At 73.8% G+C, this 23358-nt stretch carries 14 protein-coding genes; 6 read left to right on the top strand and 8 right to left on the bottom strand.

The genetic code is table 11. The features are described 5' to 3' along the window. Nucleotides 1-79 precede the first annotated feature (79 nt). Entirely contained in the window at nt 80-4708 is a 4629-nt protein-coding gene (locus tag AC4H2G_RS06155) for a metallophosphoesterase (protein WP_494364870.1), read from the top strand. Nucleotides 4709-4832: 124 nt separating this feature from the next. Here AC4H2G_RS06155 and AC4H2G_RS06150 read toward each other — a convergent pair whose 3' ends face one another. Then, nucleotides 4833-5294, bottom strand: coding sequence for a VOC family protein (locus AC4H2G_RS06150; RefSeq protein ID WP_494364869.1), 462 nt, complete (start codon nt 5292-5294; stop codon nt 4833-4835). An 82-nt stretch (nt 5295-5376) separates the two neighbouring features. Here AC4H2G_RS06150 and AC4H2G_RS06145 point away from each other — a divergent pair, with 82 nt between their 5' ends. Next, a complete protein-coding gene (locus AC4H2G_RS06145; protein WP_494364868.1) occupies nt 5377-5853 on the top strand; it encodes a hypothetical protein in 477 nt (158 codons plus the stop codon). 86 nt (nt 5854-5939) lie between these two features. Here the strand turns inward: AC4H2G_RS06145 and AC4H2G_RS06140 are convergent, their stop codons facing one another. From AC4H2G_RS06140 to AC4H2G_RS06125, 4 genes are all read right to left on the bottom strand, one after another. After that, nucleotides 5940-6893 carry an ion channel gene (locus AC4H2G_RS06140; RefSeq protein ID WP_494364867.1) on the bottom strand — a complete coding sequence of 318 codons (954 nt, stop codon included), beginning with the start codon at nt 6891-6893 and terminating at the stop codon, nt 5940-5942. 146 nt (nt 6894-7039) lie between these two features. Next, complete coding sequence (locus tag AC4H2G_RS06135; RefSeq protein WP_494364866.1) at nt 7040-7342, bottom strand: hypothetical protein; 303 nt, start codon at nt 7340-7342, stop codon at nt 7040-7042. A gap of 153 nt (nt 7343-7495) precedes the next feature. Beyond that, a complete protein-coding gene (locus AC4H2G_RS06130; RefSeq protein ID WP_494364865.1) occupies nt 7496-7924 on the bottom strand; it encodes a type II toxin-antitoxin system VapC family toxin in 429 nt (142 codons plus the stop codon). Further along, complete coding sequence (locus AC4H2G_RS06125; protein ID WP_494364864.1) at nt 7921-8199, bottom strand: FitA-like ribbon-helix-helix domain-containing protein; 279 nt, start codon at nt 8197-8199, stop codon at nt 7921-7923. Before AC4H2G_RS06125 ends, AC4H2G_RS06130 begins: the two co-directional genes overlap by 4 nt. Nucleotides 8200-8545: 346 nt before the next feature. Here AC4H2G_RS06125 and AC4H2G_RS06120 point away from each other — a divergent pair, with 346 nt between their 5' ends. Further along, the gene (locus AC4H2G_RS06120; RefSeq protein WP_494364971.1) at nt 8546-13417 is read left to right on the top strand and encodes a DUF3418 domain-containing protein; all 4872 of its coding nucleotides are present in this window, start codon (nt 8546-8548) and stop codon (nt 13415-13417) included. A 47-nt stretch (nt 13418-13464) separates the two neighbouring features. On the opposite strand, the gene AC4H2G_RS06115 is transcribed toward AC4H2G_RS06120, so the two are convergent. Beyond that, nucleotides 13465-14169: a flavin reductase family protein gene (locus tag AC4H2G_RS06115; protein WP_494364863.1), complete on the bottom strand. Its 705-nt coding sequence runs from the start codon at nt 14167-14169 to the stop codon at nt 13465-13467. Between the two features lie 204 nt (nt 14170-14373). Between AC4H2G_RS06115 and AC4H2G_RS06110 the strand changes: the two genes are divergently transcribed. Further along, nucleotides 14374-15582 carry a beta-ketoacyl-[acyl-carrier-protein] synthase family protein gene (locus tag AC4H2G_RS06110; RefSeq protein ID WP_494364862.1) on the top strand — a complete coding sequence of 403 codons (1209 nt, stop codon included), beginning with the start codon at nt 14374-14376 and terminating at the stop codon, nt 15580-15582. A gap of 104 nt (nt 15583-15686) precedes the next feature. On the opposite strand, the gene AC4H2G_RS06105 is transcribed toward AC4H2G_RS06110, so the two are convergent. Next, nucleotides 15687-17063 carry an APC family permease gene (locus AC4H2G_RS06105; protein WP_494364861.1) on the bottom strand — a complete coding sequence of 459 codons (1377 nt, stop codon included), beginning with the start codon at nt 17061-17063 and terminating at the stop codon, nt 15687-15689. Between the two features lie 128 nt (nt 17064-17191). Between AC4H2G_RS06105 and AC4H2G_RS06100 the strand changes: the two genes are divergently transcribed. Further along, a complete protein-coding gene (locus AC4H2G_RS06100; RefSeq protein WP_494364860.1) occupies nt 17192-17407 on the top strand; it encodes a PspC domain-containing protein in 216 nt (71 codons plus the stop codon). A 220-nt stretch (nt 17408-17627) separates the two neighbouring features. Here the strand turns inward: AC4H2G_RS06100 and AC4H2G_RS06095 are convergent, their stop codons facing one another. Then, a complete protein-coding gene (locus AC4H2G_RS06095) occupies nt 17628-20636 on the bottom strand; it encodes an esterase-like activity of phytase family protein (protein WP_494364859.1) in 3009 nt (1002 codons plus the stop codon). Between the two features lie 392 nt (nt 20637-21028). Between AC4H2G_RS06095 and AC4H2G_RS06090 the strand changes: the two genes are divergently transcribed. Next, nucleotides 21029-23212: a hypothetical protein gene (locus tag AC4H2G_RS06090; RefSeq protein WP_494364858.1), complete on the top strand. Its 2184-nt coding sequence runs from the start codon at nt 21029-21031 to the stop codon at nt 23210-23212. Nucleotides 23213-23358 lie beyond the last annotated feature (146 nt).

Here is a 23358-nt window from a genome sequence, read left to right as displayed (position 1 = left end):
GTTCACCTGCGGGAACGGAGCCGTTCACGTGGTGCGGGCAGCGTTCGACCGACATCCACGAAGGAAGGGTCCTCTTCGCATGCCCCTGTCACGACATGTCCTCAGCAGACGGGTCGCGGGCATCACCGCGCTCGTCGTCGCCGGCGGATCGCTCGCCGCCGTCCCGGCGACAGCCGGGACCACCGACGCGCCCCCGCGCTCGCCGCTGGTCGTCACCGAGATCGCTCCCGACAACGACGGGTACGACGACTTCGAGTTCTTCGAGGTGACGAACACGACCGACGAGCCCGTCGACGTCGCCGACCACGGCTTCACCTACGTCTACACGAACGCCGGCACGTCGGGCAGCGACAAGCCGCTCGCGCTCGCCGAGGAGACGGCGACGATCCCCGCGCACGGCAGCGCGGTGCTCTGGTTGCAGTACACCTCGTCCACCGTCGACAGCTTCGCAAGGACGGACGCGGAGTTCCGCGCCGCCGTCGGTGCCGCCGCCGACGTCCCGCTCTTCCACGTCACCGGGCAGCCCGGCATGGCCAACAGCGGGCCGCGCGGCATCCGCGTCGACGACCCGGCAGGGCGCGCGCTGAGCTGGTCGGTCTACGACCGTCCCTCCGCCGCACCGGGCGTCTCGACGCACTTCGCCCTCCCCGGCGACGCATCGACGGCCCTGGTGGAGCACTCCACCGACGCGTACACGCCGGGGGCCGTCGACGCCGCACAGCTCGCCCCGGTCGCACCGGAGCCCACGCCGGACCCGACCGAGACGCCCGACCCCACACCGACCGAGACCCCAGACCCCACCCCGACCGAGACTCCGGACCCGACACCGACTCCCGACCCGACCGACCCGGCCCTCGGCGCGCCCGTCCTCCAGGTGACCGAGGTGGCGCCGGACACGGCGAACGTCGGCGGGGCCGACGCCTACGAGTTCATCGAGGTCTACAACGCCTCCGACGCGCCGGTGCCGTTCGCGGAGCACACGCTCAGCTACCTCTACCTCGACGCGAACCACGCGATCACCAGCAGCACGCTGTGGCCCGCGACGCCGTCAGACCCGGTGATCCAGCCCGGGCGCACGTTGGTGCTGTGGGTCAAGAACGGCGCGAACGACCACCTCACGGCCGAGGACTTCAACGCCCACTTCGGGAGCACGCTGACCGCAGGCGTCGACCTCGTCGAGATCTTCTCCGGCGGCATGGCCAACGGCGGCCTGCGCGGCCTGCAGGTCGAGACCAACACCGGTCACCCGGTCTCGCGCGCCGACTACATGAACAACGACCAGACGGTCGTGGACCAGCCCATCCAGTACCGCTGGGTCGAGGGCACGAGCCAGACGCTCGTCGGCACCGGCGCGGCGACCCCCGGCTCCGTGACGCCGGACCAGGTGCCTGCCGCGCTCGTCGTCACGCCGCAGGACGGCGAGGCGCCGGTGGTCACCGACCTCACGGGCAGCGACGACGCCCCGGAGACGGACGGGCTCGCTCTGCTGTTCGAGGCGACGGACGACCGGCTGGTCAGCACCGTGGAGCTCACCCTGACCTCCGACGTCGGCGAGCCGGCCACGCAGCTGCTGCGCACCGAGGCGGCCGACCGGTTCTCCTACGCCGTCCCCGCCGTCGACCTCTACGGCAAGTCCTGGGCCGAGTACACGGTCACGGCGTCCGACGGGCAGAACACGACGACGCTCGGCCCGGTCCGGGTCGACCTGGACGACACCGGTGACGACCCCGTGCGGCTCGACGTGGCCGAGGGGCAGTACGTCGGCGGCGCGACGCGAGTGGCGGCCACGACGACCGGCGACCCTGCCGACCTGAGCCTGTCGATCGACGGCTCCGAGGTCGACGAGCTCACCCCGGCGATCGAGGCCCCCGCGCTGTTCGCGTTCGAGGCCACGAGCACCGACGCCTTCTTCCGCAACGGCGTCCGGCTCGGCGACGACGTCCTGACGATCTTCGACGAGGGCTTCTACTCCCGCGTCGAGACGGTCACCAGCGAGGTGCCGGTCGAGCGCGTCGTCGCCGGGGAGGGCCTGACCCTGGGCATCTACGCCGGAACCAAGGCCTGGCCCGCGCCCGACCCGGACGAGAACAACGACGACTTCGCGGCCATGAACCTGCGGCTCGCCCTGCCCGACGGCCGGGTGCTGCGCCCCGAGGTGTGCGGCGGCGCGGGCGAGGGCCAGGAGGAGACGGTCCGCGAGTGCCCCGACCCCACCACGCGGATCGGCTTCAACGACGCCAACCAGGTCTACTTCACCGCCACCTTCTCGGTGCCTCAGGACGCGTTCGACTCGCTCGCGCACACCTGGGACACCACCGCGGTGGACGACGGCGAGCACACCGTCTCGGCGAGCAGCGGCAGCGGGGCGGGCGCCCGGTCCGTGACGCGCACCGTCGTCGTCGACAACACGGCCCCCGAGCTCAGCACGGCGCTGGTCGACGGCGAGACGTACCGCGGGAGCTTCACGATCGACGCGCAGGCGTCGGACTCGGGCTCCGGCGTCGACTCCGTCACGGCCACGCTCGACGGCGAGGAGATCGACCTGCCGTACGCGACGTCGTCGCTCGAGCTCGCGGCCGGCGACCACACCCTGGTCCTGAGGGCGACGGACGCCCTGGGCAACCTCGCCGAGCGGACGCTCGGGTTCACCACGCCCGACGAGGTCCCGACGGTCGAGCTCGGTACGCCGGCCGACGGCGCCACCGTCGAGGCCGGTGACGTGACGCTGTCCGCCACGCCAGGCTCGGCGACCGGTGACGACCTGGACGTGGAGTTCCGGGTCGGGCACACCCTCGACGCCGCGGACCCGGGGGTCGAGGCGTTCTCCGGCACCACGACGGACGCCTCGTCCACCGACCGGGACGGCAGCACCGTCCTGAGCGCCGACGAGCTCGACAGGATCGTCGGCACCGACGGTCTCACCGCAGAGGTCTCCTCCGACACCGAGCTCCCGTACCAGCTGTTCACGGTGGACGTCCCCGAGGACGCCGCCGCCGACAGCGAGGTGCGGATTGCCTGGTCCGGATCGGCGAACGCCGACGCGAAGGTGCTGCTGTCCGTCCTCGACGTGGCCGGCGACACCTGGCAGGAGGTCGACCGCCACGTCACGACCGACGGGGCGGCCACCGAGTTCGAGCTCGGCGGGACCGTGCCCGTGGAGGGTCATGTCCGCGACGGTCAGGTGACGGTGCTCGTGCAGCACTCCGAGGGTTTCGCCGGGACGCCGCGCTCTGGCCGTGAGGACGTCGCCACGCCGTTCCACCCCGACGCCACGCCGCGGTCCGGGTACGACTTCACGATCGCCTGGGAGTCGGACACGCAGTACTACAACGACAACCAGGGGCAGCCGACGGACGGCTCGGGCGACGAGTGGTACGCGCACCAGGAGGCCATCCACGACTTCGTCCTGGAGGTCCGCGACGAGGTGAACCTGCAGTACCTCGTCCACACCGGTGACATCGTCGACAACTGGGACCAGGAGCACCAGTGGCTCAACGCCGACCCGACGTACCGGAAGCTCGACGACGCCGGGCTGCCGTACGGCGTGCTGGCGGGCAACCACGACGTCGGCGGGGCTCTGGCCGACTACTCGGAGTACTCGACGTACTTCGGTGCCGACCGGTTCTCCGCCAACCCCTGGTGGGGAGGTGACATCCAGGACAACCGGGGGCACTACGACCTGGTGAGCGCGAACGGCGTCGACCTGCTCCTGCTCTCCATGGGCTGGGCGCCGGGTGACGAGCACATCACGTGGATGAACGACGTCATCGCGAGGTACCCGGAGCGCACGGTCTGGATCAACCTCCACGAGTACATGCTCACCACCGGGGGACTCGGGCCGATCCCGCAGCGCATCCTCGACGAGGTCGTGGCGCCGAACCCGAACGTCGCGCTCGTGAGCTCCGGCCACTACCACGACGCCTACACCCGGACCGACGACTTCGACGACGACGGCGACGGCGTCGCCGACCGCACGGTGTACTCGATGCTGTTCGACTACCAGGGCCTGCCGGAGGGCGGGCTCGGGTACCTGCGGCTGCTGCACTTCGACAACGACGGTGGCACCGACGGGAGCGGCCGGATCGTCGTGCGGACGTACTCGCCGTCGCTGGACGACTTCGACTCCGACGACGCCGCGCTCAACGACCCGGCCGGCATGCAGGACTTCGAGATCCCCTACGCCGCGCTCGGGCTGGAGCCGACCACGAAGCGGCTGGCGACCGACGGCCTGACGGTCGACGTGCTCACCTCGACGACGATCGACGAGGTGTCCGGCGTGCCGGCCGGCACCGTCGCGTCGGGGACCTGGTCCGACGTCGGGCCCGGTGAGCACGGGTGGTACGTGGTGGTCTCGGGCCCCTACGGCGGCACCGCGATCTCGCCGGTGCACACCTTCACCGCCGCCCGGACCACCGGGCCGTCGATGCTCTCGGACGTCACGGCGGAGGCCCGCTGCCTCGCCGGCCGGGCCTACGTCGCGGTCCGCGTGGGGAACGCCGACGACGCCGCGCTCGACGTGCGGTTCGACACGCCCTTCGGGGCGAGGGACTTCGCCGCGGTCGCCCCGGGCAGGTCTGCCTACCAGTCGTTCTCGACCAGGTCCGGCACGGTCGAGGACGGCGAGGTGACCGTCACGGCATCCGCCGCGGACGGCACCGGTCCCGAGGAGAGCGTCACCGTCCCGTTCGAGGGCGTCGCCTGCGGCTGACGACCCGCACCTCACGCCCGTGGCCCGTCCGCCCGTCCCCGGGCGGGCGGGTCACGCCGTCCGGGCGGGGGGACGCCGTGCGGGCGGGGAACGCTGTCCTCGCGGCAGGACCTGGCCGACGTCCTCAGTCGAGGCAGAACTCGTTGCCTTCGGGGTCGGCCATGACGATGAACCCGACGCTCGTCGGGGGCTCCGGCTCGAAGCGCCGCAGCCGCGAGGCACCGAGCGCGACGAGCTCGTCGCACCGGGCTTCCAGGGCCGCCATCCGCTCGTCGCCGCGCAGCTCCGGTGCCGTCCGCACATCCAGGTGCACCCTGTTCTTGGCCACCTTCTCCTCGGGCACCTGCTGGAAGAAGATCCGCGGACCCTTGCCGTCCGGGTCCTCCAGCGCCGACGCGCTGTTGCGCTGGTCCTCGGGCACGCCCGACCGCTCCAGGAACTCGTCCCACGCCGCGAGCGGGTCCGCGCCCTCCGGCAGCTCGACGCCCGGCGGGCCCGGGTGGACGTAGCCCAGCAACTCCTTCCAGAACGTCGACAGGGCGCGCGGGTCCCGCGCGTCGAACGTCACCTGGACCGTGCTGCTCATGGTTCCTCCCCGCTCGGCGATGTCGTCCGAGCGTCCCACTGCCCCCCGACACCCGACACCCGACACCCGCTACGGTCGCGGCATGACACGCACCGGCGCGACGGCGCGCCCGCGCACCCGGCACCCGGCGTCCCGACAAGGACGACGGCGCGCCGTCATCGCAGCGGCCCTCGTCGCGCTCGGCACGGGTGCGGCGGGCGGCTGCGCCTCGCTGTGGCCAGGGTCGGGCGGGGTCACGGTCGACGAGGTCGCGCTATGGGGCGAGAGCGTCGGTGCGGGCGACGACGCCCTCCTCGAAGCACGCCTGACGGTCGAGGAGGGGTGCGTGTACGTCACCGACGACATCGGCACCCGCTGGCTGCCCGTGTTCAGCAGCGACCTCGTCGCCTGGGACGGCGAGACGCTGAGCGGCGCGGGCGGGTCGTACACCGACGGCGACGCCGTCGCGCTCCCCGGCGGCGTGCTCGTCGAGGACGCTCCGGACGGCTGGCGACCGCCTGAGGGACTCCACGTCCCCCCGGCGTGCGAGACGACGAACGTCTGGAGCGCGACGCGCTGACCTCGTGCGGCCCCGCGGTCGCGCCGCCGCCCGAGACATCGCCACGGTCAGTCACCGTCACGACGGGACGCGGACGCGCCGTCACGTCACGCGCGATCGGCGCCTGACGTGCCCGGTGCACCGGGCGCTCGTCGGGTGTCGTGCGGAGCAGTCTGCTGGTCCTGGTCGTCCGCGTAGGCGGCGAAGACGTCGCTCGTCGAGCCGCCGGTGCGCAGGTACGTCTCGTCGAGCAGCGCGGCGAACCGGTCGAGCGTCCACCGGAGCGACGCGCCCGAGCGTCGTACCGCGGGGTCGTCCGAGCACATCGCGCCGTCCGCGAGCGCGACGCCCGTCCCGATCGCCGCCGGCAGGGCCTCGTCGGTCACCGAGTCGCGGAAGTAGTAGGTCTCCCCGTAGTGCCTCATCTCGACGTGGATCGTGCCGATCTCCTGCACGAGGCCCTCGAGCGTCGTGACGGGGACGGCCACCCTCTCTCCGTCGGACACGCCCGACGCGCGCTCCGCCGTGGCGAGCGCGGTCAGGCGCCGCGCCAGCGCACGACGCCGCGTGAGCGCCGGCGACACCTGCAGGACCCACGACATCGACGCGCTGAGGAGCGCGAACCCGACGATCGCCTGCAGCGCGGTCCAGGTCCGCGTCCACGGCGTCGTCGGCACGATGTCGCCGATCCCCAGCGTGGACAGGCCCACCATCGAGACGTAGCCGGTGTTCACGAGCCTCTCCCACACCGTGGCCGGCGGGGGACCGGTGGTGTCGTCGAAGCCGCTGGGCATGTGCGGCCAGAACACCAGCCCCCACGCGACGAGCACGCCTGCGACCCACATGAGCACGACGGCGGCGAGGACGAGCGGGCCGGCCAGGTCCATGAGCAGGCGGCGCGGCCTCGACCTCGCCGGCAGGCGGTGCACCGCACCCCAGACGCCGCGGCCCACCAGGCCGCTCAGGCGTCCCTCGCCGGCCGGGTGCCACAGGGTGTGGAACACGTCGCGCAGCACGAGCACGATGACGGCGACGCCCGCCACCGTCAGGACCACGTCCATAGGGCTCCTCTCGGCGTTGGATCACGGTAGGCGCGCTGCAGACGGCACGCTCCCCCGAACGCCTCTCCCGAGCCGGGAGGGGTTCCTCGTCCAGGTCCTGGGCCGAGGGTGCCGCGCAAGGGCAACGCTGCGGTACACGACGCGCGCTACCCCACCCGCAGGAACGCGCTCACCTCGCTCGAACAGCTCTTCGAACTGGTTCGCCAGGACGTGTGCCCCCGCCGGCAACGCTCGGTGCCCATCACGTCGCGAGAGGTGCGGCGCCTCTGCAGAACATCGGGCGCGACACGGTCACGGCTGTTGAGCTGGTCGTTGAGCTGGTTCACCAGATGCTGAGCCGCGTAGAACGTGGGGTCGGCCAGGTGGTCCGAGTGCAGCGCCTCGAGGTCGTCCACCGAGCCCGCGGACACCGCATTCGCAAGGGCGTCGCGGAACTCCTTCAGGTTCAAGGAGTCGTACCCGTCGATCAGGAACTGAATGCGCGGCGAGCACGTGAAGCGCGCGGATGATGGCGCCGGTCCGACGCGCTCTGCCCGGGCGATCCCTGCCCACGCTGCAGAGCGAACGAACCAGCACGACGGCGACGAGAAGTACGCCTCGTGTCAGTGACCATCAACAGTCCACGGATCGACGACGTCCACGCCCGCCTCCACGAAGTCCCGGACGTTGCGCGTCGCGAGCGTCGCGCCGTGGACCCGGCAGATCGCGGCGATCTGCGCGTCCGCGATGCTCATCGGACGCCCGGTCCGCTCGCGGAGGGCGAGGAGCGTGCCCTGCACCCGCGCGGCCGCGACGTCGTAGGCGAGGACCCTCCCGGCGAACGTCACCGTGAGGTGCTCGTCCACCTGAGCCGCGATCCGGTTCCGGCGCATCCCTTCCGGGAGCCGGGCCACACCGTGGACGAGCTCGCCGACGCTGACCGCCGTGATGCACAGGTCGCCGGGGCTCTGGGCATCCAGCCAGCGCAGGACGCGCTTCTCCGGTGCGGGCCGGATCGCCTCGGACACGACGTTCGTGTCGAGGACGATCATGCGTCAGCGCGCTCGGTGTCCGGCGCCGCGGAGAAGTCGGCCCCGCGACCGTGCTCCGACCGCTCCGGCAGGTCGAGCTCGACCGTCAGCCCGGCGTCCGCGAACGACCTGTGGATGAACGTGCCGAGCCCTTGCTCGAACCCCCGCGGAGGTGACACCGCGGACGCCAGGATCTCCCGCACCTCGGCCTCCATCGACCGACCGTGCTCCTTCGCCCTCGAGCGCAACCGCTCCCGGACGTCGTCGTCCACGCCCCGGATCGTCAACGTCGCCATGGTGACCACCTCCGCGCCGATGCTAGCACTTTGACAGCGTCGTGGACGGTTCTCGCTCGGCGAAGCCCGCACGGTGATTTGCGGTTGCCACCGCTTGAGAGAATGGGTCGTCGTGAGTCCCGAGTCCCCTCAGCCCCAGCCTGACGTGCGCCCTCACCAGCAGGGCGGCGCCACCGAAGGCACCCCGCGTGCGGACGGCGCACCGCGTGCGGCGGGCAGGCGGCGCGGCAACCGTCGCCGGGGGCGCGGGCCGCAGGCCGCCGGCCAGGCGCCGAACGAGACCCAGGGCGCGGGACCGGGGACCCGGCCCGACCGGCGCGAGCGGACGACGTCGGGCACGCGTCAGGTGAGCCGGGCGCAGCTCGAGCGGGCGGCCGAGAAGCGCGCGGCCGTCGAGGTCCCGCCGATCGTCTATCCGGAGCAGCTCCCCGTCAGCGCGCGCCGCGACGACATCGCGGCCGCGATCCGTGACCACCAGGTCGTGGTGGTCGCGGGCGAGACCGGCTCCGGCAAGACGACGCAGCTGCCGAAGATCCTCCTCGACCTGGGGCGCGGGCGCGCCGGGCAGATCGGGCACACGCAGCCCCGCCGGATCGCCGCGCGCACGGTGGCCGAGCGCATCGCCGAGGAGCTCCAGGTGCCGCTCGGCGGCGTCGTCGGCTATCAGGTGCGGTTCACCGACACGTCGAGCGAGGACACGCTCGTCAAGGTCATGACCGACGGCATCCTGCTCGCCCAGATCCAGCGCGACCCCCAGCTGCTCGCGTACGACACGATCGTCATCGACGAGGCGCACGAGCGGTCCCTGAACATCGACTTCCTCCTCGGGTACCTCGCGCGGCTGCTCCCGCAGCGCCCGGACCTCAAGCTCGTCATCACGTCCGCGACGATCGACTCCGACCGGTTCGCCGCGCACTTCTCCCCGGCGCACCTCGCCGGGCTCGGCGGCGCGCCGGACTACGTGGTCGACGCCCTGCCCGACGCCGCGCCCGTCGTCGAGGTCTCCGGCCGCACGTTCCCGGTCGAGATCCGCTACCGCCCGCTGTCCCCCGACGTCGATCCCGCGACCGGGAAGACCGTCGGCAAGGCCAGGGCGGAGGAGAAGGACCTCGTCACGGGCATCGTCGACGCGTGCGACGAGCTGATGCGCGAGGGCTCCGGCGACATCCTCGTGTTCCTCTCCGGCGAGCGCGAGATCCACGACGCCGCCGACGCGCTCGAAGGCCACCTCAAGGACCGCGTGCGCGACCCGAAGCACCCGCAGCGCGTCGAGATCCTGCCGCTGTACGCGCGGCTGTCCTCGGCGGAGCAGCACCGCGTGTTCCAGCAGCACGCGTCGCGCCGCATCGTCCTCGCGACCAACGTCGCCGAGACGTCGCTCACCGTGCCGGGCATCCACTACGTCGTCGACCCGGGCACCGCCCGCATCTCGCGCTACTCCAAGGCGACGAAGGTCCAGCGCCTGCCCATCGAGCCCGTCTCGCAGGCGAGCGCCAACCAGCGCTCGGGCCGCTCCGGCCGCGTCGCCGACGGCATCGCGATCCGCCTCTACTCTGAGGACGACTTCGGTTCCCGCCCCGAGTTCACCGAGCCCGAGATCCTGCGCACGTCCCTCGCGTCGGTGCTCCTGCAGATGATCTCGGTGGGCGTCGTCGACTCTCCCGACGACGTCGCGCGCTTCCCGTTCGTCGAGCCCCCGGACACGCGCGCCGTGCGCGACGGCGTCCAGCTCCTCACCGAGCTCGGCGCCCTCGAGACCGTGGACCTGTCAGCGCCCCAGGGGTCCCGAGACCGGCCCGGTGCTGACACGATCTCCGGCGCGACGAAGTCAGCGCTGCACGGGTCCTCCGACCGGCCCGGCGCTGACAGTTCGGCGACCCGAGGCGTCACGCGCCTGACCGAGGTCGGCCGCGTCCTCGCGCAGCTCCCCATGGACCCGCGCCTCGCGCGCATGATCTGGGAGGGCTCGACGCTCGGCGTCGCGCGCGAGGTCGCCATCATCGCCGCCGTCATGTCCATCCAGGACCCCCGCGAACGCCCCGCAGAGCAACGACCGCAGGCCGACCAGCTCCACGCCCGTTTCACCGACCCCCACTCCGACTTCCTCACCTACCTCAACCTGTGGGAGTACGTGCGCGAGCAGCAGCACGACCTCTCGTCGTCGGCCTTCCGCCGCCTCTGCAAGGCCGAGTACCTCAACTTCCTGCGCATCCGCGAGTGGCAGGACGTCGTCGCCCAGCTCCGCGACATGGCCAAGCCCCTCGGCATCGACATGTCGTACCGTCCGCGCGGTTCACGGTCGAGCACGACGGCGGAGGGGGCGGGGTCGCCCGCGGCGACCGGCTCGCCAGGGCGAGACGACCGCGGAGCGGCGGCTGCGCCCGAGGATACGAAGGGCGTGGGGGGCCTGGCGGGAGGAGCCCGAGGAACGAGGGCTCCGGATGCTAGCCCGAGCACCTCGGGGGCAGCTGTCGCGAACCCAGCCATCGCGCCCGACCCGAGCACCGCGTACAAGCGCGCCTGGGACGGCGACACGATCCATCGCGCGCTGCTCGCCGGGCTGCTGTCGCAGATCGGGATGCAGGACACGGGCGACGTGAAGGCGTCGTCGGTCGCGCACCTCAAGGGCGAGGCGCGCGCGAAGGCGCTGCGCCGGGCGCAGAAGCAGGCGCGCAACGAGTACACCGGCGCGCGTGGTGCGCGGTTCGCGATCTTCCCGGGGTCGCCGCTGAGCAAGAAGCCGCCGGCGTGGATCATGGCGGGCGAGCTCGTGGAGACCAGCCGCCTGTGGGCGCGCGACGTCGCCCGCATCCAGCCGGAGTGGGCCGAGGACCTCGCGGGCGACCTCGCGCGGCGGACCTACTCCGATCCGCACTGGTCGACGAAACGCGGCGCCGCGATCGCCGTCGAGAAGGTGCTGCTGTACGGCGTCCCGATCGTCGCGGACCGCAAGGTGCTGTACGCCAAGGTCGACCCGGAGGGCGCGCGCGAGCTGTTCGTGCGGCACGCGCTCGTGCAGGGCGAGTGGACCACGCACCACCAGTTCTTCCACGAGAACCGGCGTCTCCTCGAGGAGGCGGAGGAGCTCGAGGCGCGCTCGCGCCAGCGCGGTCTCGTGATCGACGACGAGGCCCTGTTCGCCTTCTACGACGAGCGCGTCCCCGACGACGTCGTGTCCGCTGCGCACTTCGACCGCTGGTGGAAGACGGCGCGCCGCGACGACCCCGACCTGCTCACGTTCACGCTCGAACAGCTCGTGCCCGACGCCGAGCAGATCGACACGTCGCAGTTCCCCGAGACCTGGCCGCAGGGCGAGCTCACGCTCCCGCTCACCTACCAGTTCCAACCCGGCACCGAGGCCGACGGCGTCACCGTCCACGTCCCGATCTCGGTCCTCAACCGCGTCGTCCCCGACGGCTTCGACTGGATGGTCCCCGGCCTCCTCGACGAGCTCGCGACCGCGACGATCCGCTCTCTGCCCAAGCCGGTCCGCGTCCAGCTCGTGCCCGCCCCGGACGTCGCCCGCGACGTCGTCGCCTGGCTGCGCGAGAGCACGCCCGCCTGGGAGGACATGGCCCGCGCCGGCGACATGGCCGAGCCGTTCCCCGCCGCGTTCACGCGAGCGGTCCGCGCCCTGCGCGACGTCGTCATCCCCGACGACGCCTGGGGCCCCGAGCAGGAGTCCCGCCTCCCCGCGCACCTGCGCATGACCTTCCGCGTCGTCGACCCCCGCCGCCAGGGCGAGGTGGTCCTCGACGAGTCGAAGGACCTCCGCGCGCTCCAGCGCCGCCTCGCCGCCCAGAACCAGGCGGCGGTCCGGGCCGCCGTGAAGGGTGCGGTCGGTGCGGCGTTGCGTGAGGCCGGGTCGTTGGCTGGGGCGGCGCCGGAGGGGGCGTCGGCGCTCGGGCTACCATCCGCATCGCTCGTTCCTCGCGATGCTCCCGCCAGGCCCACCACGCCCTTCGCCACCGACGCCCCCTCCCCCGCCTCCGCGTCCGGCTCACCCCGCGGCGGTGGCTCCACGGTGCCCGACGGCGCCGGGTCACCTCGCGCGGCCGGCTCACCCGGGCGACGTGATGCGAGAACCGACGGCGCGGCGTCGGGCACGGCCGGCCAGTGGCGAGATGACCGCGGAGCGGCGGCTGCGCCCGAGGATGCGAAGGGCGTGGCGGGCCTGGCGGGAGGAGCCCGAGGAACGAGGGCTCCGGATGGTAGCCCGAGCACCTCGGGGGCAGCCGCCGCGGACCCGACCACCACCGCGAACCCGACCACGGCAGCCCTGGTGGCCGAGCAGACCGACCTGAAGACATGGCCGGAACTGCCGGACAGCACCCTGCCGGAGACGGTGTCGACGGACCTCGGGGGCGGTGTCGTCGTGCGCGGGTATCCGGCGCTCGTGGAGGAGCAGGACGCCAAGGGGAAGCCGAGCGTCGCGCTGCGGGTGCTCGCCGACGCGAACGCTCAGGCGCGGGAGCACGCGCGCGGCGTGCGGCGGCTGCTGCTCGGGGAGGTGGCTCTCACGACGGGTCGGATCACGAGCCGGTGGAGCGGGATGCAGTCGTTGACGCTCGCGGCGAGCCCGTACCGGAACACGGAGGCGCTCGTCGCGGACCTGCAGCTCGCGGCGGTGATCGCGCTGACGAGCGGGGGCAGCGGGGCGTACGGCGCGCAGCCGGACGCCGTCGCGATCCGCGGCGCCGTCGCCTACGCCACGGCGCGGGCGTTCGTCCGGGCGCACGTGGAGGACCAGGTGCACCAGGTGGTCGGGCACGTGGTCGCGGCGCTCACGGCGTCGCGGAACCTCGACGCGGAGATCCGGGCGGCGAACAGTCTCGCGCTGCTCAACACGCTCACGGACCTGCGCGACCAGGTGGCCGGACTGGTCCACGACGGCTTCGTCTCGGCGAGCCCGCCCGAGCGGCTGCCGCACCTCACGCGGTACCTGCGTGCGGCGTCGTACCGGTTGGAGAAGGCGCAGGCGAACCCGAACCGCGACGCCGAGCTGGCGTGGCGCGTGCACGACGTCGAGGAGGCGTTCGCGAAGGCCCGCGCCGCGTACGCGGCCGGCCCCAGCGACCTGGTGCGGGCGCAGGAGCTGGCCGAGGTGCGGTGGCTGGTCGAGGAGCTGCGCGTGTCGTTGTTCGCGCAGCAGCTCGGGACGGACGGCCCGGTGAGCGAGAAGCGGATCCGCAAGATCCTCAGCCCCGGCGGCTGGTAGCCCCGGGTCGACGTCCCGGCCCCGCGCAGACGTCACGGGCACCGACGTCAGCGGTACCAGTCCTCCTCGATCGACGCGAGGCGCGAGGGGTGAGCCTCGACGCCGAGCCCGTAGTACCGCTGGAAGCTCATCATGAGCGGTCGCCACCGGTCGGGGTCGATGCGGTGGTCCGTCCCCGGCACCCGGACGTGCTCGTGCACGTGCACGCGGGACACCGCGATCTCGAACGCGACGAGCGACCCGGCGCGCGCCGGGTCGTCCCGCCCCAGCGGGTGGGCGTGCGTCAGGGTTCCCTCCACGGTGACCGGGCACTCGGCGACGCGAGGCGGGGCGACGGTGTCCGCGGGAACGGGCGTGAGCCCGGCGCGCGCGAACTTGTCCGGCTCGTGCCGGTAGCCGACCGCGGCCTTCCGCGCGGGCACGGGATCGCGGCCCGTGGTGAGCGCGATCCTGTCGACGGCGTCCACCTCGCTCGTCGACGGCAGGTTGACGACCACCTCGCCGGTCGCGGCGAGGTTGAGCGCGGTCTGGGAGCGCGCGCCGAGACCGAGCACGACGGTGCGGCCGAGCCAGAAGACCGAGGACATCGGCGCGAGGTTCACCCGACCGTCGACGTCCACGGTGCTGAGCAGCGCGACGGGCGTCCCGAAGTACAGGATCCCCGGGTCGACGACGACGTGGGTGGGCGTCGCCGTCGGACCGGGCGTTCCGGGGGGCGCGGGCAGAGGAGAGGGAGAGGGACGACTCGTCATGCGCCCAGCCTCCCCATGTCCCGTCGTGACGTCTGGCGGTCATCGGCCATGTCATCGCGGGCGCCGGTCGGGAATCGAGTGGTGTGAGATCGCCCCGGCCGTCGTCGCGCGCCCCGAGACGACAGATGCGGCCTCCATGTCCTGGAATAGTGCCCATCAGCCGGCACCCGTCGCGGTGACGGGTCGAGGGAGCGGGGGGCGTCCATGACACGCGTAGTGGTGACAGGGTTCGGAGCGGTGACCCCTCTGGGGACCACCGCGGCGGCGACGTGGGAGGGACTGGTCGCCGGCCGCTCGGGCGTCCGGGCGATCGAGGACGAGTGGGCGCGGGACCTCCCGGTGCGGATCGCGGCCAGGGTCGACGACACGTTCGCGGAGTCGCTGAGCGTCCGGGAGTCGCGCCGGACGGACCGGGCCGAGCAGCTCACGCTCGTCGCCGGCCGTGAGGCGTGGGAGTCGGCCGGAGCTCCCGACGTCGACGCGACGCGCCTCGCGGTCGCGATCGGGTCCGCGAACGGGGGCATCGCGACGACGCTCGCACAGGCGAAGGTGCTCGACGAGCAGGGCTACCGCCGGGTCTCCCCCCACACCGTGACGATGCTCATGGCCAACGGGCCGGCCGCGTGGCTGTCGATCGTCCTCGGCGCCAAGGCCGGAGCTCGGGCGCCGATCAGCGCGTGCGCGGCGGGCACGGAGGCCATCGCGATGGGCCGGGAGATGATCCTCGCGGGCACGGCGGACGTCGTCGTCTGCGGCGGGGTCGAGGCGGGCGTGCTGCCGTTCTCGATCGCCGCGTTCGCGCAGTCGCGCGCGCTGTCCACGCGCAACGATCATCCCGAGCGCGCGTCGCGGCCCTTCGACGTCGGTCGCGACGGCTTCGTCATGGCCGAGGGGTCGACGGTGCTCGTGCTCGAGAGCGAGGAGCACGCGCGGGGGCGGGGTGCGACGGTCCACGGGGTCGTCTCCGGGGCCGCGCTCACGTCGGACGCGTTCGACATCGTCGGCGGCGACCCGGAGAACCAGGCGCGCACGATCACGCAGGCGATCCGGTCCGCGGGGCTCACGCCGGCCGACGTGGGGCTGGTGCACGCGCACGCGACGTCGACGCCCGTGGGGGACGTGAACGAGGCCACCGCGGTCCGCGCGGCCCTGGGTTCCCCGCCGCCCGTCACGTCGACCAAGGGCGCGACCGGGCACCTGCTCGGCGCCTCGGGCGCGCTCGGGGTGCTCACCGCGGTGCTCGTGCTGCGCGACGGCGTCGTGCCGCCCACCCTCAACCTCGACACGCAGGACCCGGCGATCGACCTCGACGTCGTGCGGGGTTCCGCGCAGGCGACGACGGCGCGGCACGCGCTGGTCAACGCGTTCGGGTTCGGCGGGCACAGCGCGAGCGTCGTGGTGTCGCGCGACTGAGCTCACACCTCGAGATCGGCACGAGAGCACGAGATCGGCACGACGGCGCGAGATCGGCACGACGGCGCGAGATCGGTCCTTCAAAGGGCCGATCTCGGGCTGGGCTACCGGTCTCGCGCCGAACTGCCGATCTCGGCGCGCGGGCGACGGTCGCGGCCGACGCCGCCCGTCCACCGCATCACCAGGTACAGCACCACCCCGACGGCGAGCAGCGCCCCCGCGCGGAGCCACGTCACGCCGTCCTGCTGGGTGAGCAGCAGCACGCACGACGCGACACCCAGCACCGGCACGACCGTCGCGACGCGGAAGTGCGGCTGGTCGACGTGGTCCCGCCGCAGCACGAGCACCGCGACGTTGGTCGAGGCGAAGACGAGCAGCAGCAGGAGGACGACGGTCTCGGCGAGGGCCGCGACGTCGCCCGTGAAGACGAGGCCCATGGCGACGATCGTCGTGACGACGATCGCGACCCACGGCGTGCGACGGCCGGGCAGCACGCGCCCGAGCGCGGACGGCAGGATGCCCTGCTCGGCCATCCCGTACGCGAGGCGGCTCGCCATGATCATCGTGAGCAGCGCGCCGTTCGCGACGGCGATGAGCGCGACGAGCGAGAACACCCACGCCGGCACGGAGCCCTCCGCGTCGACGACCTCGAGCAGCGGTCCTGACGAGCCCGAGAGCGTCTCCGGGGACACGACCGCGACCGCCGCGAGCCCGACCAGGACGTACACGACGCCCGCGGTGATCAGCGCGCCGAACAGCGCACGGGGATAGGTGCGCCGGACGTCGCGCACCTCCTCGGCGAGGTTGGCCGACGTCTCGAAGCCCACGAACGAGTAGTACGCGAGGATCGCGCCCGCGAGGACGGCGAGCGCCGGCGTCGTGCCCTCGGCGAACTGGGTGACGCGCGCAGGCTCGCCGTCGCCCCGCCCGAGCACGACCGCCGCGAGCACGACCACGAGCACGAGCCCGGACAGCTCGATCGCGGTCATGGCGACGTTCGCACGCAGCGACTCCTTGATGCCACGTGCGTTGAGCGCCGCGACGGCCCCGAGGAAGAGGACGGCGACGAGCCGGTCGGGCGCGTCGACGAACGTCGCGAAGTAGTCGCCCGCGAAGGCCAGCGACAGGCCGGCCGCGCTCGTGACGCCCGCCGCGAGCATCGAGAAGCCGACGAGGAACGACACGAGCGGGCTGCGGAACGCCCGGTCGGCGAAGACCGCGGCGCCGCCCGCTCGCGGGTACTTGGTGACGAGCTCGGCGTACGACCCGGCGGTGAGCAGGGCGAGCCCCAGCGCGACGAGCAGCGGGAGCCAGACGGCCCCGCCGACCTCGCCGGCCATCTCCCCGACGAGCGCGTACACGCCCGCCCCGAGGACGTCGCCGAGGATGAACAGGTACAGGAGCCGGCCGCCGACGGACCGGGACAGCCGCGTGTCCGGGTCCGCGCCCTGTGGGCTCTGCGAGGTGTCGGTGCTGCTCATCGGGCCAATGTGGCACCGTCTCCGGTTGCTCGCGGCCCGAACCGTCCGGGTCGGTGCCCGCCGGGACCAGGGTCGAATGGGGGGTTTTCCGGATGTCGCCGGGGAACGAGCGGCCGTAGCGTCGAGGCATGAGCACCTCAGCAGCCTCCGCCGGCAACTCCTCCACGCTCTCGCGCCCGCGTCAGGGCCGCATGATCGCCGGCGTGTGCGCCGGGATCGCGCGCCGCTTCGGTTGGAGCACGACCGTCGTGCGCGTCGTGACGGTCGTGTCGTTCCTGCTGCCCGGGCCGCAGGTCCTGGCGTACCTCGTCCTGTGGCTCCTCATGCCGAACGACCGGGACTGACCCGCGCGAGGGTAGCGTCCGACCGGCTCGGGTCGCCCTGGAGGGCGGCGTCGGTGCTCGGGCTGCCGCGCCGTCACCACGGTCTCCCGGCTGTCCGTCGCCGCGCGCGGCTCTGACGCCCTTCGCCCCCGACGCCGCCCTCCAGGGCTCGTGCTCGCGTCGCCTCCCGCCGTGACCCGCTCCCCGGGGCCTCGTGCTCCCGGGGAAGCGGGTCGGGCCGTCAGCCGGGGATGCGGCGCATCCGGCGGCGGGCGACGACGATGGCGACGCCCGCGCCGATGAGGACGATCGCGAGGCCGACGAAGGCGCCCACGTGCGCGCCGGTCGTGGCGAGACCGCCCGGCGACCCGGCGTCGTCGTCCTCGCTCGAGCCTGAGCCGTCGGCGAGCACCTCGAGCTCCGTCCACAGGACGCGCCCGTCCACCTGCCCGACGATCGCGAACCGGTGCGTCCCCGCCGCGACGTCGGCCGGGACGGTCACCGTCGCGGTGAGCACGCCGTCGGCGTTCGCACGGAACATCCCGAGCTCGACCCGCGTCGAGAACAGCGTCGCGGAGACCCACTCCCCCGGCGCGAAGCCCTCGGCGGTGGCCGTGACCTGCTGACCCGGGCGCACGGTGCTCGGCGAGAGCGTCACGCCCCCCTGGTCGGCGTCGGTGAGGTCGTCGGCGTCGACCGTGTGCAGCGCCGGCGACGGCGGCTCCTCGCCCGCTCCCGGCGTCTCGCCCCCGGGCCCGCCGGGCCCGGGCTCGCCCGGATCCGTCGGGTCGAGGTGACCCTCGAACACGTCCGCCGCGTCGCCGAGGCCGAGGAGCACCGTCTCGCCCGTCGCGTCGGACAGGCCGTCGTTGTCGGTGACGGCGTAGATCATGCCGTCGCCCCCGATCGTCAGGCCCTCGAGCTTCTCCTGGGTCCAGCCGTTCGTGGCGCGCAGGTCGGGCAGCACGTCGTGCGCGACCTCCTTGGTCAGCGCGACCGAGGTGGACGACGCCGCGCCGACCGCCGTCTGCGGCACGTCCACGACGTAGACGCGCTTCACCGCGGCCGCCGGGCCGTTGAGCTTGTCGCGCTCGATCACGGCGAGCGTGTCGTCGTCGACGACGGCGACCTCGCTGAGGCCCATCCAGTCACCCGCCGTCGTGGTCGTCTCCAGCGGGTAGGCGAACCAGTCCCACGTGCTCGTCGCGACGTCGTACCGGCCCAGTCGCGCGGTCCCGGCCGTGCCCCCGGCGTCGGTCGTCAGGCCGCGCTGGAGCGCGACCCACACCTGCTCGGTCTCGCCCGAGCCCTGGATCGCGACACCTTCGAGTCCCTGCTTGCCGAGGCCGGCGGCGACGCCGTCGGGCAGCGCGACCGTCTCGGCGACAGCCCCGTCCGCGCCGACGCGGACGACGGCGTTCTCCGCGCCCGACGCGCCCTCGACGGCGAGCCAGAACCCGCCGTCCGGGCGGGCGGCGAGGCCCTCGACGTCCAGGCCGACGGGCTCGCCGTCGGCGGTGAGCGTCACGGACCGGTCGATGACCGCGGGCGACCCGTCGCCGTGCGCGCTGACGTCGAGCGACAGGAGCTGCGTCACGGCGTACGCGGCGTCGGTCGCCGTCCACAGGCGCTGGGGATCGGCCGGGTCGGCGGTGAGGGCGCCGAGCGCGCCCCAGCCGATCGGCGCGCCCGCGGCGTCGCCCTCGGTCGCGTCCGCCGAGACGACGCTCGGGAACTGCGGCGACCCCGCGGCGTCGGCCCACTGCTCGCCGAACCCGAACACGGTGACGGCCGAGCGCACGCCCGCCTCGGAGTCGTCCTCCTCGCTCGACACGACGAGCAGGTCGCGCTCCGGCACGACGAGCAGGCCCTCGGGGCCGTTCGTCGTCGCGAGCACCTGGACGAACCGGGGCGAGGTGGCGTCGGTGACGTCGTAGACGGCGACGACGTTCGAGCGCTCCGACCCGACGAACGCGTAGCGCGTCCCGCCGAACGTCGCGACCGTCAGGCCCTCCGGCTCGGTGCCCTTGTTCTCCGCGCGGCTCTCGTTGTGGAGGCCCACGCGCGCGGCGAGGTGCTCCATCTCGGCACCGGCCTCCCACACGACCTCGCCGGAGGTCGTGTCGAACACGGTCCAGCCGCGCGAGCCGCCCTTCCAGTCGCCCTCGTCGGCGGTCGCGACGTGCGTGTCGTCGATCCAGCCGATCGCGTCCGGCTCGCGCGGGACGTCGGTGATGGACCCGGTGAGGTCGATGACGTCGTCCTCCACCGTGTCGACGCCCTCGACCGACGCGGCGCCCGCCGTGAACGCGCCCTCGAGCTCGCCCGTGGCGACGTCGACCAGCAGGATCCCGTTGTTCTCCTGCAGCGTCACCGCGGCCGTCGTCCCCGCAGGGTTGACCGCGACGTACTCGGGCTCCGGGTCCTGCGGCGTGTCGAGACCGGCCTGGACGAGCAGCGGCAGGGCCGAGCCGTCCTCGGCGACGAGCGGCACGGGGCGGGTCGACCAGGCCGCCGGGTCGTCGCCCGGCAGGTCGAGGATCTGCAGGAAGCCGGCGGGAAGCTGCGGCAGGTCGCCCTCGTCCGCGCCCTCGGGCGTCGCCTCCTCGTCGCGCTGGTTCTCCATCGCGACGACCGCGTGCTTCCCGTCCGGCGTGACGACGATCGAGTCCGGCTGTCCGCCGAGCTCGAAGGACGTCACCTTCTCGCGGGTCTCGAGGTCCACGACGTCGAGACGACCGCTCGCGTCGACGAAGCTCGCCGAGGTGTCGACGACGACGAGCACGTAGCCGCCCACGATCGCCACGGAGGTCGGCTCGTCGTGCTCGGACCCGAGCTCGGCGAGGCTCAGCGTGCCGAGACCCTTCGGCGCGCTCGGGTCGGAGATGTCGAGGAACCCGATGCGTCGCGCGGCGGCGTCGGTGTGCACGACGGTCTTCCCGTCCTCGCTCACCGCCGAGATCTCCGCGACCGTCGTGTCCTCGACCGCGGCGCCGCTCGGGCGGTTCTCGAAGACGGGGTACGTCGCGAGGCGGTGGAACGTCTCGCCCGCGGCGGGCTGCACCCAGGGGGACGTTGCCGCGCGGGCGAGGGGCAGACGTGCCTGCTGCGTCCCCTGCGTCCCGGTGCTCGACGGCGCGGCGGCCAGGGCGGGGACCGCACCCAGCCCGAGGGTGAGCGCGGCGCCGGTGGCGACGAGCGCGGCGAGGCGCGAGCGGCGGGTGCCGGTGCGCGCGGTGGTCGGTGGCATGGGTCTCCTTCGGCGGGTCGAACGGGCCGAAGCAGAGCGTCGTGGCGCCGCGTGGCGCGCGGGCGTCCGGTGCGGGACCTGCGGGTGACGTCGCGGTGAACAATCCACGGCTCTGTCCACCGCCGGTGGACGACGTCGGTTGCCGCGGGCGACGTCGTGGCCGACCAAGTACTGGATACTCCGCCCCCGTGACCGAATCGTGACGGGCTGGGCGGGCCGATCTACCTGCTACTCGCTGTCCTCCGTGGCGGTCGCGTTGCTAGCGTCGATCGAGACTTACCTGATACCCGGCGTCCCGCCAAAGGGGGCGGACGTCCGGCGGCCCACTCCCCGGGCCTCCCTCCCCGCTCCCGACCGCCCGGCGACGACGCCGGGCGCGAGGAAGGACGACCATGCCGACCACGCTGCACGCCGCCACGCGACCGTCCCGTACCCACACCGTCCTCACGTCCGTCGCCCTCGTGGTGCTGGCGCTGCTGGTGGGCGGTCTCGTCGCCTACCTCCTCGTCTTCAACGGCCGGGTTGCCGACGGCGCCACCCGGCTCGACGACGGCGCCTCCCGCCTCGACAGCGGCGCCGCCGAGCTCGCCGACGGCACCGCCACGGCCCAGGCCGGAGCCGTCCGCCTCGCGATCGGGGCGGGCGACCTCGAGGACGGGGCCGCCGAGCTCACCGCCGGGGCGCAGCAGGCGTCCGACGGCGCAGCGCAGCTCGCCGCCGGCGGGGTCACCGCGCTCGACGGCGCGACCGAGCTCGCCACCGGAGCGGACGAGCTGAACGACGGCGCGGCGCAGCTCGCCGCCGGCGCGGGGGACGCCGCCGCCGGGGCGTCCCGGCTCGCCGCGGGCGCCGCCGACCTCGACGTCGGCGCTGACCGCCTGCGTGCCGGTACCGCGCGAGCCGCCGACGGCGCCAACCAGATCGCCGACGGTGCGAGTGGCCTCCGAGACGGTGCGGCCCAGCTGTACGCCGGGAACACGGCAGCCGCCGAGGGCGCCGGACTCCTCGCAGAAGGCACGTCCGTGCTCGCGACCGGTGCAGCGACGCTCGCCGACGGGTCGTCCGCCGTCTCGACCGGAGCGTCGTCGGTCGCTGCGGGATCGGCACAGGTGTCCTCCGGCGTCTCGAACGCCGCCGCAGGCGCAGGCACGGTCGCCGCGGGAGCGGACGGGCTCGCGGCCGGAGCCGGGTCCCTCCACTCGGGCACGATCGCTGTCGCCGACGGCGCGACGACCGTCGCACGCGGTGCGCGCTCGCTCCACGGCGGCACTGTCGGGCTCGAGGCTGGGGCGCAGGACGTCGCTGCCGGCGCCGGTGCTCTGCACGGGGGCGCGCAGACACTCGCCTCCGGCGTCGCTGCGGCGCGGGACGGAGCGGAGTCGCTCGCCACGGGCGCGGGGTCGCTCGCACAGGCCACCGGTCAGGTGCACGACGGCGCGAACGCCCTCGCGACGCAGCTGACCGGCCTCGCCACGTCGACCGACGACCCGGCTCTTCGCGCGAAGCTGGAGGCGCTCGCCATCGCAGCCGGCTCCGTGCGTGACGGCGCCGCAGGCGTCGACGCCGGTGCCGAGAGGCTCGTCGCGGGCTCCGCGACCCTGCGCGACGGCCTGGCCGGCGAGAAGGGTGCAGCGGCTGGGGCGTCCCGGCTCGCCGCTGGGCTGGGCACGCTGCACGGCGGTGCCCAGGAGGTCGCGGTCGGGGCCGGCTCTCTCCGTGAGGGCGCGACGGTCCTCGCCGACGGGACCGCCGTGCTCGAGGCCGGGGCCGTGCAGGTCTCGGGTGGCGCGAACGAGCTCGCAGGAGGTGCCAGGAACCTGCGGACGGGCAGCGCCGACCTCGCCTCCGGGACCACGACCCTCGCGAAGGGCGCATCAGACCTCGCCACCGGTTCTCGGGACGTCGCCGACGGCGCCGCCCAGATCTCGGCGGGGGCGGTCGACCTCGCCGACGGGAACGCGTCGGCCGCCACCGCGTCGGCGGCTCTCGCGGAAGGGACGACATACCTCGCTGACGGTGCGTCTCGGGTCGCGGGCGGCAACGCCACCCTCGCGACGAAGACGTCAGAGCTCGCCGCGGGCACGGGAGAGCTCGCCACCGGGGCGGTCGACCTCAAGGCGGGGACCCTCCGGGCCGCCGACGGCGCGGGCGACCTCCGCGACGGCGCCGCGCGGCTCGCCACGGGCTCCGGCGACCTGTTCGCCGGGACGACGCGCCTCGAGGACGGGACGCTGCGGCTCCAGGGCGGCCTCACGACGCTCTCGACCGGCGCGACGACGCTCGCCGACGGCAACGCGGCGCTCGCGGCCGGTTCGGTCACGCTCCACGAGGGCACGACGACGCTCGCCGACGGCGCGTCGGACCTGAGCGACGGCAGCGCGAAGATCGCCGACGGCGCCCAGACCCTGTCCGACGGAACGGGCACGCTCCGGGCCGGGACGACGGAGCTGAAGACCGAGGTCGAGGACTCCCCCGCCGGCAGGCTGTCGGTCGGCGCGTCGGCGCTCCTCGGCGGGAGCGTCCTCGCGGGCGTCGCCGGGATCGGGCTGGGCGTGCGGCGTCGGCTCCAGGCCTGACGCGCGGTCACGAGCTCGAGGGCGGCTTCACGTCGACGGTGCCGCCCTCGCGGGGCGGTGGTCGCGGTGCACCAGGGCACCGGGACCACCGCCCCTTCTCTCGTCACCGACGCGTCGCGGGCGACGCACCTCGCCGGAGTTGGCAG

The organism is Cellulosimicrobium sp. BMG9.23 (assembly GCF_059159985.1).
This window is presented reverse-complemented; position numbering and strand designations above follow the sequence as displayed.

Bases quoted from the DNA above. Each gene is read 5' to 3' on its own strand.
- AC4H2G_RS06150 (WP_494364869.1), bottom strand. From the start codon at position 5,294: ATGAGCAGCACGGTCCAGGTGACGTTCGACGCGCGGGACCCGCGCGCC.
- AC4H2G_RS06100 (WP_494364860.1), top strand. From the start codon at position 17,192: ATGAGCACCTCAGCAGCCTCCGCCGGCAACTCCTCCACGCTCTCGCGC.
- AC4H2G_RS06145 (WP_494364868.1), top strand. From the start codon at position 5,377: ATGACACGCACCGGCGCGACGGCGCGCCCGCGCACCCGGCACCCGGCG.
- AC4H2G_RS06125 (WP_494364864.1), bottom strand. From the start codon at position 8,199: ATGGCGACGTTGACGATCCGGGGCGTGGACGACGACGTCCGGGAGCGG.
- AC4H2G_RS06095 (WP_494364859.1), bottom strand. From the start codon at position 20,636: ATGCCACCGACCACCGCGCGCACCGGCACCCGCCGCTCGCGCCTCGCC.
- AC4H2G_RS06155 (WP_494364870.1), top strand. From the start codon at position 80: ATGCCCCTGTCACGACATGTCCTCAGCAGACGGGTCGCGGGCATCACC.
- AC4H2G_RS06115 (WP_494364863.1), bottom strand. From the start codon at position 14,169: ATGACGAGTCGTCCCTCTCCCTCTCCTCTGCCCGCGCCCCCCGGAACG.
- AC4H2G_RS06140 (WP_494364867.1), bottom strand. From the start codon at position 6,893: ATGGACGTGGTCCTGACGGTGGCGGGCGTCGCCGTCATCGTGCTCGTG.
- AC4H2G_RS06105 (WP_494364861.1), bottom strand. From the start codon at position 17,063: ATGAGCAGCACCGACACCTCGCAGAGCCCACAGGGCGCGGACCCGGAC.
- AC4H2G_RS06090 (WP_494364858.1), top strand. From the start codon at position 21,029: ATGCCGACCACGCTGCACGCCGCCACGCGACCGTCCCGTACCCACACC.
- AC4H2G_RS06130 (WP_494364865.1), bottom strand. From the start codon at position 7,924: ATGATCGTCCTCGACACGAACGTCGTGTCCGAGGCGATCCGGCCCGCA.
- AC4H2G_RS06110 (WP_494364862.1), top strand. From the start codon at position 14,374: ATGACACGCGTAGTGGTGACAGGGTTCGGAGCGGTGACCCCTCTGGGG.